The organism is Microcystis panniformis FACHB-1757, assembly GCF_001264245.1.
GTDB lineage: Bacteria > Cyanobacteriota > Cyanobacteriia > Cyanobacteriales > Microcystaceae > Microcystis > Microcystis panniformis.
Genome location: NZ_CP011339.1, coordinates 205,513 through 219,467, shown reverse-complemented (window position 1 = coordinate 219,467; position 13,955 = coordinate 205,513). Strand labels below are relative to the sequence as shown.

11 protein-coding genes and 4 pseudogenes are annotated in these 13,955 nt (G+C 42.9%); 10 read left to right on the top strand and 5 right to left on the bottom strand.

Going from position 1 to position 13,955, the window contains the following annotated elements:
• Positions 1-28: 28 nt before the first annotated feature.
• A complete protein-coding gene (locus VL20_RS30930) occupies positions 29-205 on the top strand; it encodes a hypothetical protein (RefSeq protein WP_158499309.1) in 177 nt (58 codons plus the stop codon).
• A gap of 244 nt (positions 206-449) precedes the next feature.
• Positions 450-2,942 (top strand): annotated as a pseudogene (locus tag VL20_RS33525) (O-linked N-acetylglucosamine transferase, SPINDLY family protein).
• 112 nt (positions 2,943-3,054) lie between these two features.
• Here the strand turns inward: VL20_RS33525 and VL20_RS26830 are convergent.
• Positions 3,055-3,259: pseudogene (locus VL20_RS26830) on the bottom strand (IS30 family transposase); the annotation flags it as partial.
• Between the two features lie 197 nt (positions 3,260-3,456).
• Between VL20_RS26830 and VL20_RS01110 the strand changes: the two are divergent.
• The 3 genes from VL20_RS01110 to accB all read left to right on the top strand — a co-directional run bounded on the left by VL20_RS01110 (position 3,457) and on the right by accB (position 6,386).
• Positions 3,457-4,260, top strand: coding sequence for a creatininase family protein (locus VL20_RS01110; protein ID WP_052275356.1), 804 nt, complete (start codon positions 3,457-3,459; stop codon positions 4,258-4,260).
• A 908-nt stretch (positions 4,261-5,168) separates the two neighbouring features.
• Positions 5,169-5,726 (top strand): elongation factor P, encoded by a 558-nt coding sequence (gene efp, locus VL20_RS01100; protein WP_002788532.1) that lies wholly within the window; start codon positions 5,169-5,171, stop codon positions 5,724-5,726.
• Between the two features lie 165 nt (positions 5,727-5,891).
• Positions 5,892-6,386, top strand: a complete 495-nt coding sequence (accB, locus tag VL20_RS01095) for an acetyl-CoA carboxylase biotin carboxyl carrier protein (RefSeq protein WP_052278345.1) — start codon at positions 5,892-5,894, stop codon at positions 6,384-6,386.
• A gap of 187 nt (positions 6,387-6,573) precedes the next feature.
• Here the strand turns inward: accB and VL20_RS01090 are convergent, their stop codons facing one another.
• Positions 6,574-7,761, bottom strand: a complete 1,188-nt coding sequence (locus tag VL20_RS01090; RefSeq protein WP_052275354.1) for an RNA-guided endonuclease InsQ/TnpB family protein — start codon at positions 7,759-7,761, stop codon at positions 6,574-6,576.
• 91 nt (positions 7,762-7,852) lie between these two features.
• Here VL20_RS01090 and VL20_RS01085 point away from each other — a divergent pair, with 91 nt between their 5' ends.
• Positions 7,853-8,824, top strand: coding sequence for a zinc-dependent alcohol dehydrogenase family protein (locus VL20_RS01085; RefSeq protein WP_052278344.1), 972 nt, complete (start codon positions 7,853-7,855; stop codon positions 8,822-8,824).
• 456 nt (positions 8,825-9,280) lie between these two features.
• Here the strand turns inward: VL20_RS01085 and cobT are convergent, their stop codons facing one another.
• The 3 genes and pseudogenes from cobT to VL20_RS01070 form a co-directional block, all read right to left on the bottom strand.
• The gene (cobT, locus tag VL20_RS01080; RefSeq protein ID WP_052275353.1) at positions 9,281-10,360 is read right to left on the bottom strand and encodes a nicotinate mononucleotide-dependent phosphoribosyltransferase CobT; all 1,080 of its coding nucleotides are present in this window, start codon (positions 10,358-10,360) and stop codon (positions 9,281-9,283) included.
• Between the two features lie 177 nt (positions 10,361-10,537).
• Positions 10,538-10,765, bottom strand: a pseudogene (locus tag VL20_RS32085) (type II toxin-antitoxin system VapC family toxin); the annotation flags it as partial.
• A complete protein-coding gene (locus VL20_RS01070) occupies positions 10,753-10,986 on the bottom strand; it encodes a hypothetical protein (RefSeq protein ID WP_002788542.1) in 234 nt (77 codons plus the stop codon). The pseudogene VL20_RS32085 and the gene VL20_RS01070, both read right to left, overlap by 13 nt.
• Positions 10,987-11,301: 315 nt before the next feature.
• Here VL20_RS01070 and VL20_RS01065 point away from each other — a divergent pair.
• From VL20_RS01065 to VL20_RS01050, 4 genes and pseudogenes are all read left to right on the top strand, one after another.
• Positions 11,302-12,179: pseudogene (locus VL20_RS01065) on the top strand (ABC transporter permease).
• Between the two features lie 45 nt (positions 12,180-12,224).
• Positions 12,225-12,587: a thioredoxin family protein gene (locus tag VL20_RS01060; protein WP_081417910.1), complete on the top strand. Its 363-nt coding sequence runs from the start codon at positions 12,225-12,227 to the stop codon at positions 12,585-12,587.
• A 16-nt stretch (positions 12,588-12,603) separates the two neighbouring features.
• Positions 12,604-13,782, top strand: coding sequence for an LL-diaminopimelate aminotransferase (locus VL20_RS01055; RefSeq protein ID WP_052275352.1), 1,179 nt, complete (start codon positions 12,604-12,606; stop codon positions 13,780-13,782).
• Positions 13,763-13,951: a hypothetical protein gene (locus VL20_RS01050; protein WP_002788545.1), complete on the top strand. Its 189-nt coding sequence runs from the start codon at positions 13,763-13,765 to the stop codon at positions 13,949-13,951. Before VL20_RS01055 ends, VL20_RS01050 begins: the two co-directional genes overlap by 20 nt.
• Positions 13,952-13,955 lie beyond the last annotated feature (4 nt).

Sequence of the window (13,955 nt, the reverse complement as noted above, 5' to 3'; positions counted from 1 at the left end):
TCACATTTTAGCATATATTTCGTAAACGATGCTCATATTTAACAGTAAAGCCGTCGTAGAACGACGGGGTTTCAGACCCAAATTTTCGATGATCAACAGTAATCACCAACAAGCGATCGAGCTAATGTTAGCATCGGGAGACTATAATCAATTATTGTTATTCTGTCAACAAGCGCTGGCGGTGGCTCTTCTCGACTTTGTGTGATAATTTTTGCTTATGGAATCGTGAAATGTTTACTGGGAAAGACTTTTAGGACTATTTTGCGGATATTCTATCAGTATAGACCTAGTTTCCACACAGAAACCAGAAGAGCCTGGCGGTTCATCCGGAAGTGACTGATTATTATCCCTATCTGGGATTAGCTTATCTGCTGCTAGAGCAGCAAGCAACAGCGCAAGAAATTTGGTTATTTTGGCTATTACAATCAGAGTCTAGTCAAGATTTAATTATGCTCCTCAAAAAAGAGATAATTAGAAATCTCGATGGCTGGCAGTTTGGCCAAGCTAAATTAATCTATCTCCAGTGGCTAGAATTAGAGGAAATAGCAGGGGATGAAGAGATAGAAAATTATGCCCTGACTGCGATAAACTCCTGTCTTCAAGAGGTGCAAGAGGCAATTAATCGGCGAGAATATACTTTAGCTGAGGACTTTTACTTAAGAATTTTATCTTGGCGTGAACAATTAGCTTACATCTGGCACGATTTAGGATATTTATACTATATAATTAACCGACTAACAGAATCTTTTACCTGTTTAGCATGAGCCATCAACTTAGAGGAAAATCAAGCCTTATATCATTATACTATGGCCATGGTGCTAGAAAAACAATCCCGTTTAGATATAGCTTTATCAGCTTATCAAAAAGCGATTGATCTCAATGCTAATTTTGTCGATGCTTATAATAAACTGGGCAATTTATTTTATCGATTAGGGCAGCTAGAGTCAGCCGAAAAATTCTATCAGCAGGGAATTAATAAACAGGGTGATTTTTATCCTTTCTATATCAATTTAGGCAATGTCTATTTAGTTAAACAAGCTTGGACAGAGGCAAAAAATGCTTATAAAACGGCCCAACAACTTGCAGGAGATAGAGGAGAAATTAGTCAAAATCTCTCCCTTTGGGAAATTCTGCAAGCTGACCAAAAAAGAGCGGATCTTTACTCAGGTGATTATTTTTATCAAAGAAAACTCTATCAATTAGCATTAAACTATTATCAAAAATTATTAGCAATTAAAATAGAGGAGAGCAATTTTTATTTAAATTGCGCCCATTGCTATCTCATTCTCAAAGGAGAAAAACAGGCTTTAGAAGTGTATAAAAAAGGCATTAACTATCATCCAGAAAATATTGATTTACATTTGCGCCTAATTTGGTTACTACAAAATAATTATCCGATCGAGGTGGCAATTCAAGCAACTAAATCAGCTTTAGAGTATCTTCCCGATCACCTATCTTTGAAATTAGAATTAATGCGGTTACTGCCGATAGTTTACAAAACTCAAGCAGATATTATGCAATATCGATCAAACTACGAGAAACAGTTAGATAATATCTTGTCTAATCTTGATTTAACCACTACTCATCAACAACAAGAGGCTTGGAAAAGTATTGGTTTAAGAACTAATTTTTATCTCCAATATCAAGGTAAAAATGATTTAGAACTACAAAAAAAATATGGGAAATTAGTTTATAAAATTACCTCAGCTAACTTTCCTGATTGGGTGAAAAACCTAACCATACCGACGGGAAAAATCCGCCTTGGCTATATTTCTGCTCACTTGCGTCATCACACGGTAGCGAAACTCTTTCAAGGATGGTTGCAGTGGCGAAATCGAGAACAATTTGAAATTTACTGTTAAGTAGTCATGCAAAATTAATTACCTGCCCGATCGAGCTAAAACCCTTACGGGGCAATGATCGTCATGTGTAAATAATTTTGCCTAGGTACTTATGGAATAGATATTAATAACACCTTCGATAATTTTACGAGAGAATATCAACAGCAAAGTGATTATTTTTATCAGTTTGATAATCTAGTAAATGGGGAAAAAATTGCTCAACATATTTTAGATAATCAGTTACATATTCTCGTTTATTTAGATATTGGTATGGATGCTCGCACTACCCAACTAGCAGGATTACGTTTAGCTCCAGTACAATGTGTAACTTGGGGACATCCAATCACCTCAGGATTACCAACCATTGATTATTTTATCTCCAGTGAATTAATGGAACCCGCGCAGGGAGATAATCACTACAGTGAAAAATTAATTCGCTTACCCAATTTAGGTATTGCCTATGCCAAACCTTCCCTTCCTCCCCAGAGAAAAACTCGTTTAGAGATGGGATTAACCGAGGATAAAATTATCTATTTAAACTGTCAGAGTTTATTTAAATATCTGCCAGAAAATGATGATATTTTTCCGAGAATTGCCCAACAAGTTCCCAACAGCCAATTTATTTTTATCTGCCATCGTAGCGAATTTGTAACCCATTGCTTTCAGTCGAGATTAAGTCAAGCTTTTAATAGGTATGGACTCAATTGGCAAGATTACGGGGTAATGATGCCACAGCTAGAACAAAATGATTATTTTCAGCTTAACTTATTAGCAGACATCTATTTAGATAACTTAAGTTGGTCGGGAGGAAATACCACCCTCGAAGCAATTGCCTGTCAGCTTCCAGTTGTTACCTGTCCGGGGGAATTTATGCGGGGAAGACATTCCTATGCTATCTTGAAAAAATTAGGCATAACCGAGACAATTGCTACGGATAAAAATCACTATATTGAAATTGCTATCCGTTTAGGTTTAGATAATCAATGGCGACAAACAATCAAAGATTATACTAAAATGAATATCGATACAGTATTTAACGATCGAACCTCTGTAGAAAGTCTAGAAAGATTTTATCAATCTGTAGTAGGAGAAGGTAAATAAAACTTTAGGGTTACATAGGGTTTGCGGCAAAAAGTTTGTTGGGGTGTGGGGTATGGGGAAGAAAACCACATAAAGTTCATTTTGTCAAGGATTTAAGATACTCTTACCCTGGGTTTAATCCTCTTTCCCAAAAATGATAAGGATTAGCAAAATAAAAATCTGCTCCTAGTTTCTGACTCAACTCTTGATGTCCACAAAATTCTTTGGCCTTGTCACAAAGGTGGGTTTTTCTTTTGTCAGGGGGAATCTCTTAGAAAAGTTTTTCGGTGACAAGGGTTGATTTCCGATGCGGTTTTGTTCTTGGCCAATGCTGCCACGCTCCGGAATCGCGCCAAGCTTACTTTTCGCTCCGCTTCGACTCTTTCTTTTTCCTCGTCTGGCCCTATAGGTATTCTTGATGCTCTCCATAGTCTCGATAGTTGACGATTGGCCACCTTGCCAAGAATTAGTGATAAAATTACAATATAAACAGTAATTTTTCCTCTAACCATAATCCCTCACCCCCAATAAAATTATGATGCACGGTTTTATTCCCCCACATCGTTATTTTCCCTATCTTACTTGGACAGATATAGATTCAATGCCAGATAAGGAAAATGTGGTAATTATTCAACCCATCGGTGCGATCGAACAACACGGACCCCATCTACCTATTGCCGTCGATGCTGCCATTAGTTTAGGGGTTTTAGGCAAAGCTTTCGAGAAATTAGATAGAAACATCGCCGCTTTCGCTTTACCCTGTCTCTACTACGGAAAATCTAACGAACATTGGTCTTTTCCCGGCACGATTACCCTCTCGGCAGCAACCTTATTAACCCTCATTCAAGAGATAGCTGAAAGTCTCTATCGTTCGGGTTTTCGCAAGTTAGTATTAATGAACTCCCACGGCGGGCAGCCGCAAGTTATGGAAATTGCCGCTAGGGATATTCATCAACAATATCCCGATTTTTTAGTATTTCCTTTTTTCACTTGGCGAGTTCCCCACAATGCGGCTGAATTATTCTCGGAATATGAATTAGAATACGGTATTCATGCAGGAGATGTGGAAACTAGCATTATGTTATCATTACTGCCAGAACAGGTAAAAATTGAGCGGGCCGTCCGAGAATATCCTCAAGGTTTGCCAGAAAATAGTTTGTTAACTATGGAGGGAAAATTACCCTTTGCTTGGTTAACTAAGGAATTAACTAAAAGTGGAGTGATGGGAGATGCTACTAATGCAAGTAAAGAAAAAGGCGATCGATTATTAGAATCCGTTGCTAATGGTTGGGTACAGGCGATCGCTGATGTTTATCAATTCCGTCAACCGAAGTTATAGCGGTTCTCACACCTGTGTGGCACACTTAAACCTTTGCTAATTAAGCTTTTCAACATCGATAATGTACCTAGTGCGAACAGGAAACGCTATATATTAATAAAAGATTAATTAGAGTTGTTAATAAGCTGTACTGCATTTAAACTGCCTATTGTTAATTTTAGTACCAAGGATAAAAATTCCTCTCACTTCCCCTTTGATTCGGGAATTTGCTCACGATATTTCCTGAGCATAAATAGAGTAAATTTTAACAAGATAAGAGTAATTTTTCCATAATTATTAATCTCAATTATCAGTTTTATCCTTGAGGTTTTAGAAATTTTGTCAACGGTAACAAAAAGAAAATAAACGACATTTTTACCATATTTTTTCTGGGGGATAAGAATCGAAAACAGAATCAACGTCTAGGATAATTAGGGGCTGCTGAATAAATCTAAAAACCTTGTTGGATAAGGCTTTTAGACTTTTTTTCCTCAAAAAGTGCCGACCATTGGAGGGATCGGGGGTAAAATTCCGGGACTTTTTCCCTGAAAATTAGGTAACTGACTACCTCAAAATCGGTAAAACCCCACACCCCACACCCCACACCCCACACCCTGCCCCCACGAAAAACTTTTTCAGCAGACCCTATCTATTTGGGATTTTAATTCGCCGGTGATCATCGCTGTTTATTTGTTCACTGCTTGTAATATTGCAGTAACTTTGTACTAAAAATTGGGGTCAGGATAGGGATAAAGTCCCTGCTCCGGCTCTCCCTGCTCCGACTTGATTCGTGGCAAGTATCCCACTCCCTTCTCCCGTTCTGGGAGATGCCACCTCCTCCTTACCTGTAGGGGCGGGAAAAAAGTTTTTTCGGGGACAGGAAGTATGTAAAATGGAATGTTGATCTTTCTTGGCCTAAACAGCATTTCATGATTTCGAGTAACGACTTTCGGAGCGGTACGACCATCGAGATAGATGGCTCTGTCTGGCGGGTGGTGGAATTCCTGCACGTCAAACCGGGTAAGGGATCGGCCTTTGTGCGAACCAAGTTAAAAAATGTCCAGACCGGCAACGTGGTAGAACGGACGTTCCGGGCGGGGGAAACCTTGCCCTCAGCCACGATCGAAAAGCGTACCATGCAGCACACCTACAAAGAAGGCGATCAGTTTGTCTTCATGGACATGGAGACTTTTGAGGAAGCAACTCTAACCCCAGCACAAATGGGCGATCGAGCCAAGTATCTGAAAGAAGGAATGGAAGTCAATATTCTCTTTTGGAATGAGCAAGTGTTAGAGGTAGAATTGCCCACCTCGGTAATCTTGGAAATCACCGATACAGATCCGGGAGTCAAGGGAGATACGGCCACCGGTGGCACGAAACCGGCGATCGTAGAAACGGGAGCGCAGGTGATGGTTCCCCTGTTTATTTCCATCGGTGAAAGGATTAAAGTGGACACCAGGGATGGTTCCTATCTGGGACGGGAATAATTGTGATCAGAAGCCCAGAAATGAGGCCTTAGGGAGGGGTTTAGGACTAAAGCCAGTTTTCTGAGCCTGTCTCCCAAAACTTAGCCGCTAGATGCGAAAAATCGACGGTTTGGTAGGTGCGAATTTGGATTTGTTGCTTTTTATTTGCGGGGGGATTTCAGAGCGGTGACTATTGATTACAACGAAATTCGAGAACTGATCAAAACATTGGCAGCCACGGATATCAGTGAATTTAGCCTGAAAAGTGCAGATTTGGAGCTAAATATCCGCAAAGGAACCGTTAATACTGCCCTTGGTCCTCTCGCCGCTCCCTTGCCGGTGGTGACGGCCCCGGTCGCCCCTCCAGTGGTAGCGGCAGGCCCCACCCCGGCCCCAGAAACCCCCACTCCCGAACCCGTGGCCGCCGCTGTTGATAAAAAATGGCTGGCGATTACCTCTCCCATGGTCGGCACTTTTTATCGCGCTCCCGCTCCCGATGAACCCTCTTTCGTGGAAAAAAACGATCGAGTCCGGGTCGGACAAACGGTCTGTATCATCGAAGCGATGAAGTTGATGAATGAAATCGAAGCGGAAGTGGCCGGGCAAATCGTCGAAATCGCCGTCGCTAACGGTGAACCGGTAGAATTTGGTCAGACGTTAATGTGGGTTAATCCGGAGTAAGTAAGTGATTCTAATTAAATAGAAGATAGATTTTGTCTTTGATCCCCCCTGCCCCCTTGATAAGGGGGGTGCCGGTAGGCGGGGGATCCCTGCCCCCAGGAAAAACTTTTTCAACAAACCCTAGATAGAATGAAAGCTATCCTCTTGACATCCTCGCCGCCGTAAAACGGACGGCGATTCCCAAACCTCACGATTTGGGTTTCTGCTTCTTTCCCGAAGGATTTTTCGCACCTGCCTTAACAGATTTACTCTGTTCTGGTCTTATGGTCGCTCTACAGACTGACACCGCAAGCCCTGCGGCCAAAATATTTTTACTCGCGTTAATATCTCGGTCATGGTGAGTCCCACAGTCTGGACAGTCCCATTCTCGAATATTTAACGGCATTTTTTCAGCAATATACCCGCAATTACTACATCTTTTAGAGCTAGGAAACCATCTATCTATTTCGATGTAATTTCTCCCATACCAACGGCATTTATAGGCTAATTGTCGGGTGATTTCTCCCCAACTAACGTCAGATATTGCCTGAGATAATTTCGGGTTTTTGACCAGATTTTTGACGGCTAAATTCTCAACCACAATCGTTTGGTTTTCACGAACTAATTGAGTGGTTAGCTTATGTAAATGGTCTTTTCTACTATCGGTGATTTGAGCGTGAATCCTTGCTACTTTGATTTTTGCCTTTTCCCGATTTTTTGACCCTTTCTGTTTTCTAGAAAGGCTTTTAGATGCTCTTCGCAACCTCTGATAATGCTTGTTAAAATGCTTAGGATTAGATACTTTATCGCCATTGCTAGTAATCACGAGGCTACTAATTCCTAAGTCAATTCCAATGGCTTTATCTGTTACTGGTAATGGCTTAATCGTTGGGTCATCAAATCTAATTGAAATATGCCAGCGTCCTGAGGGATGTAATCTGACTGTTACTGTGCTTGGTTCACAAGCTTCTGGTATTTGTCTTGACCATCGAATAGGTAAAGGTTCTGTGCATTTAGCTAAATAGATTTGTTTGTCTTTGAACTTAAAAGCAGATTTGGTAAATTCGGCACTTCCTCCTTGATGTTTTTTCTTAAAGTTAGGATACTTAGTACGACCAGCAAAGAAATTAGTGAAAGCTGTTTGTAGGTGTCTTAACCCTTGTTGTAAAGGTACACAGCTAACTTCATTGAGAAAGTTTAATTCTTCTTGTTTTTTCCAATCGGTCAACATTGAAGAAGTTTGAGCGTAGCCTACTCTTTCTTGTCTTTCATACCAAGCTTGTGTTCGTTCGTGGAGAGCTTTGTTGTAAACTAATCTTACACAGCCCAAAGTGCGCCGCAATAGCGACTCTTGTGTTGGTGTGGGGTAAAATCGAAACGAATAGGCTTTTTCCATACCTCACATTTTAGCATATATTTCGTAAACGATGCTCATATTTAACAGTAAAGCCGTCGTAGAACGACGGGGTTTCAGACCCAAATTTTCGATGACTGCCGTGGATGTCCTGCAGCTTCAGGAAGTCCCCACCCCGAAAATTAGTCAACCGCATCAGGTTTTATTAGCATTAAAAGCGGCTGGTGTCAACCCTATTGATACAAAAATTCGTAAACGCGGCACTTTTTACCCCGAGCAAATGCCGGCCATTTTGGGCTGTGACGGGGCGGGAATTGTCGAGGCAGTTGGGGCGGCGGTGCAGGATTTTCGCCCCGGGGATGAAGTGTATTTTTGTAACGGCGGACTGGGCAAGGCCGGCACGGGAAATTATGCCGAATATGCCCTGATCGAGGCGGATTATCTGGCCCATAAGCCGAAATCTCTTTCTTTTGCCGAGGCGGCCGCTGTACCTTTGGTTTTAATCACCGCTTGGGAAGCACTCTACGATCGCGCCCGTCTTCAGTCGGGACAAAGCGTCCTTATCCATGGCGGGGCCGGGGGTGTTGGTCATGTTGCGATTCAATTGGCGAAACTGAGGGGGGCTAAAGTTTATACAACGGTGGGAAATAGCGATAAAGAGCGTTTAGTGCGGCAATTAGGGGCAGATTACCCGATTTTATACAAACAAACCGATTTTGTTGCGGCGATACTTCAAGAAACCGCAGGGAAAGGGGTAGATGTCGCTTTTGATACGGTGGGAGGGGCAACTTTTGGGCAAACTTGCCGAGTGGTGCGAGTATATGGCGATATGGTGACGATTTTGGAACCTACGGGCAGCTGGAAGGAAGCACGCGATCGCAATTTGCGGATTAGTTTAGAATTAATGTTAACCCCGGCTTTGATGGGACTGCCAGAAGCGCAAAAATATCAAACAGAAATTCTCAAGCAAGGGGCGCGTTTAATTGACGAGAAAAAGTTAACTATTCATCTCTCCCAAACCTTCCCTTTAGCGGCAGCTATCAGCGCCCATCAATTGCTAGAAACTGGTGCGGTGACGGGGAAAATTGCCCTAATTATCGACTAGAAATCTGCTGGCCACTACAATAGGCGTGGAATATAGCTAGGTAATAGGTGTAGGGCTAATTCATGAATTAGCCCTACAATAGGCGTTGTCAAATTGAAAGATGCTCCGAATCAGCTTGGAACTGAAATTACTTTGATAGGAAAGATTGCATGGCATCTTTCCTATTCTGATCTGACAACGCCGCCTTTTCTCACGCCAAGGTTTTACCTTGGCACACACTAAGGTTGGGTTTTAGTTCTGATTTTTTCGTCGGCTAACCGCAAACAAGCCACCGCCAAAAAGACTAGACCCATAATCATAGAAGATTCGGGAACTGGTTGTAATGATCGTCATGTGTAAATAATTTTGCCTAGGTACTTAAGCGATTAAAGGTAGCAAAAAAAGAATTAGATTCGGAGAATGAATCAGCCCTACCCCTGCCCCCAGGAAAAGCTTTTTGCCGCAAACCCCAGATAGTCAACAGTTTAGTTGAAACCCGATTAAATTTTCGATCGCTTTGACCAAATCTTGATTAGTCCAATTCTGGTACAGATAAGCGGCGATCGCTGATCCTCCGGCTCCGACTCCTTCCTTGACGAAACCTTGTTCATAAGCTTGCAAAACTGGGTATTTAGAGGCGGAAAAATCTAATTTTGTGGCTAATAGGGGTATTTTTCCGATCAGGCGGGCTAATCCCACCGTATCCCCCGTTTTATCTTCCGCTACCCAGCGAGTTGTGCCGACGATGATATTTTCCCAGTTAACTGGATAGGCATATTTAGCCACTAGAGCTTGAATTAGAGCAGAAACGGCTAACATTTGGGTTCCTCCAGCGAGGAGTACCCCACCCTGCCCACTGGCGGCGATTGCCATGCCAGCGACGAAAATCTGCTGAGGATCGCCTAGTGCGGCGATTACCTCAAAAGGATCAAAAATTTCTTTTTGGGCTAATCCCTGCTCAACTATTGCCCGTTTCTGGGCATGATTGCACTGGGGGTGGCTGCTGTTAACTTTGCCGTTGGCTCGATAACCCAATCCGGTGAGGATGGCGAGGGCGGTGGTGGTGCCACCGACCACACACTCGCCGATAATTAGATAACTAGACTCCCGGGCTAATTTTTCTCCCCAGGTTAGTCCTTGGGCGAACAGGTGTTTTACTATGGGGATATCTAGGGCGCAGCCAGTGGAGAGACAACGGGCCGGTTGTCCCCCTAGTTCGATATAATCGACGGCCGGGGGCAAGGGTAAACCGGCGTTAAAAACGAGGACGGGAATGGCTAATTTTTCCACTACGGCGCGGGTAATATAGGCAGGGGAGGCTCCCACCGTTAGGGGGGGTAAGGGATAACGGGGATGGGGTGAAACTCCTTTAACGATAAATTCGGCATCGGCGATCGCTGTATATTTTCTATCTTCCGGGGTAGCGCCGGCGGTGGAGATTCCGGGGATTAATCCCGTCTCGGTAAACCCCAAAACTAGGGCAAATATCGGAGAAGATTTTTGATGGCGCTCTAACCAATTTTGCCCCTGTTCGATTTCCGTGTAAATTTTAATCATCTGTTGATTTTGTCCTATTACTTATCACTATTTCGCTCTCTCCCTGAGATGATCTTTGATTTCGACATATTTAGGAAATAAGTTATAGCGTTTCTGATTCACAAGAGGTACATTCCCGAGCCTGAACAGCTTAATCAGCAAAGGTTTAAGTGTGCCGCACAGATGCGAGAACCGCTATATTTTAGCTACTGTTAAAGCTTGTTGAATCCACTCTTGAAGGGGATAACTTAATTCTAATCTTTCCCGTTGGTTAGCAAGGGCTATTTCATAGCAAGAAATGGGGGAAACTCCGAGAGATTCTGCTAACTCAAATTTTTCTACTAGCCAATGATCGGGAAATCTGTCAAAATTGCCATTTATTAACCACAACCAAATATGAGTATCAAGCACAATTACTTCAGACATTCCCAATCTTCTTCATCTACAATAGGACTGACCATATCACCTAGTATTTTAGCTTTACCCACCATATTCTCAACTGGAAAACGCCGTTTGAATAAGGATGGCTTTTCTTCTAATAAGTTGTTTTTGCTGGCGGTGAAATTTTTAATTAATTGATAAAGTTCATCTAGTTGTTCTTCAGGTAGATTATCAATTGCTGTTTGAATAAGTTCTTTAACAGTCATAGTTTTACTCTCTATTTTCTGAACTTGAGTTATATTATAACACAACGGTTCCTTCAATAAAGGGACTTATCTTGAGATTTTACCTAAAATACAGCAGACTAAAAAGACTAATTTAAACCGTTTATTCTTAGATTAGCGGAATCTCCCCCAATGCAAGAGTGCCTCGTCTCAAAAAGTAATTTAAACACTTAAGTAGCTGGTTATAATTAAATTTAAAATGGATTTTAGGTTTGATCCCCCCTGCCCCCTTGATAAGGGGGGTGCCGATAGGCGGGGGGATCTGAAAGTTTTTAATACCTATCTACTTAACAGCTTATGTCTCTCCTGTCTTCTACAATTATCGATAATTGGCGACGTTTTTACCGAGATCCCCTGGCAGTAATAGGAGCGATCGCATTAATGATAATTATTTTTGCTGTCCTATTCGGTCCAATTTTCTATCGAGTTCCTATAGATGCGATCGATTTTAGTCAAGCTACGGCTCCCCCTAGTTTAAAACATCTTTTCGGGACTAATGATCTGGGACAGGATCAATTGGCGAGGATTTTGGTGGGGGTCGAATTTCCCTAGCGGTGGGGATTGCTGCTATGATGGTGGCGATGATTTTGGGAACGGCGATCGGGGCTATTTCCGGGTTTTACGGGGGGGCGATCGATGGCTTATTGATGCGATTAACGGATTTATTTCTATCTTTGCCCCAATTACCCCTACTTTTGCTGATTGTCTATCTATTTCGCGATAGTATCAAGAAAATCGCCGGACCGGAAACGGGTATTTTTATCCTCGTGGTTTTGGTGATCGGGGGTTTAAATTGGATGTCGGTGGCGCGATTGGTGCGGGGAAATTTCTTAAAGTTACGGGAGATGGAATTTATCTCGGCTGCAAAAGCTTTGGGGGCCACTCCTTTCCGTTTAATCTGGGTGCATTTATTACCTAACGTTTTGGGAATGATTATCGTGGCGGCCACTTTAGCCGTGGGTAATGCGATTATTACCGAGTCAACCCTGAGTTTTTTGGGTTTGGGTTTCCCCCCCGATGTGCCGACTTGGGGACAAATGTTATTTAAAGCTAAAGATTACTTGACAACTGCTCCCCACTTGGTAATTTTTCCCGCTCTAGCTATCGTGATCACGGTGTTAAGTATTAATTTTATCGGTGATGGTTTACGGGATGTCTTTGATCCTAATGTTTGAGGAACTTTGGAAGTGGATAATTGCCGAAAAGTACCCAGAACCTCTATGATAATCAGTAGCGATGGTGAGGAAATAAATACTGTGAGTAGCGTAACTGTCATTAGCGATCAGAAGTTTGACCAAGAGGTTTTTGGGGTCGAAAAACCCGTTTTAGTCTATTTTTGGGCGAGTTGGTGCGGTCCGTGCCGTCTGGTATCCCCCTCGATCGATTGGGTAGCCAACACCTACGGCGAACGGCTAAAAGTAGTTAAACTAGAAATAGACCCTAACCCCGACTCGGTGGCTAAATGTAAGGTGGAAGGTGTTCCTGCTTTACGCATCTTTAAAGATAACGAAATTATTGCCACTCATGAAGGGGCGATCGGCAAACAACAATTACAATCTTTTATCGATACCTATGTCAGCTAATTAGGTATCCGTGGTTATGAATAACTTAACCCTAGCAAACCGCTTACAGGCACTACAATCCAACGTTTTTGCCGATATGGATCGGGCAAAAGCTGCCAGTAGAGAAGCGGGTAATACCATTATCGATCTTTCGCTCGGTTCCTCCGATCTTGGGGCTGCTCCCCATGTTGTCGATGCTATTGAGCGATCTCTCCACGATCCTCACACGCACGGCTATTTACTCCATAATGGGACCAGAGACTTCCGAATAACTGCCGCTAACTGGTATAGTGATCGCTTTGGTGTTCCCATCGATCCAGAAACGGAGGTTTTACCCCTAATTGGTTCTCAGGAAGGCACGGCCCATCTACCTTTGGCCCTTCTCAATCCCGGAGATTTTGCCCTACTCCTCGATCCAGGTTATCCCTCCCATTTGGGCGGTGTTGCCCTTGCCGGCGGTCAAATCTACGGGATGCCAATTTTGGCAAAAAATGACTTTCTGCCGGTTTTAGAGGACATTCCTGAGCTAGTGCTGGCACAATCGAAGCTGATGGTCTTGAGTTATCCCCATAATCCCACTACAGCGATCGCACCTTTGGCATTTTTCCAAAAAGCGGTTGATTTTTGCCGTCAGCATAATTTAGTTTTAATCCACGATTTTCCCTATCTAGACATCTTTTTTGCGGGAACATCGCCTCCCCCGTCAATTTTACAGGCCGATCGAGCTAAAACTAATTCGATCGAGTTTTTTACCTTTTCCAAGTCCTATAATATGGGCGGTTTTCGCATCGGTTTCGCCATTGGCAACCCGCAGTTAATTATGGCTTTGCGACAGATTAAAGCCATGGTTGATTTTAATCAGTATTTGGGCATTCTTAACGGTGCGATCGCCGCTTTAACTGGTAATCAAGATTCGGTCAAAGAAACCGTCGCTATCTTCCAAAAACGCCGGGATGTGTTTATTAATGCCCTAAATCGCATCGGTTGGCCGGTTGCCACTCCGGCCGCTACTATGTACGTTTGGGCGAAAATTCCCCCCAGTTGGCCGGGTAATTCCGTCGATTTTTGTCGGCAATTGGTGGCCCAAACTGGTGTCGCTGTTTCCCCCGGTTCCGGTTTTGGTAAGGGTGGTGAGGGGTATGTGCGTTTTGCCTTAGTTCACGATCCCGATATTCTAGAGGCTGCCGTGGAGAAAATTGGGGCTTTTTTGGGATAAAACCGATATTCTAAGCAGTGGTTATGCTGCAATCGATAACTTTCGCCTTGTTGCTTCTGATATTTCGGGTGATATTGGTAATGTGTCCACTCCCAAACCTTCTGGTGTTATCGGACTAGGCATACTAGGTGGTGGTTTAGTGGTGCGTTGCGTCGCTAAACGTCGTTAACTGC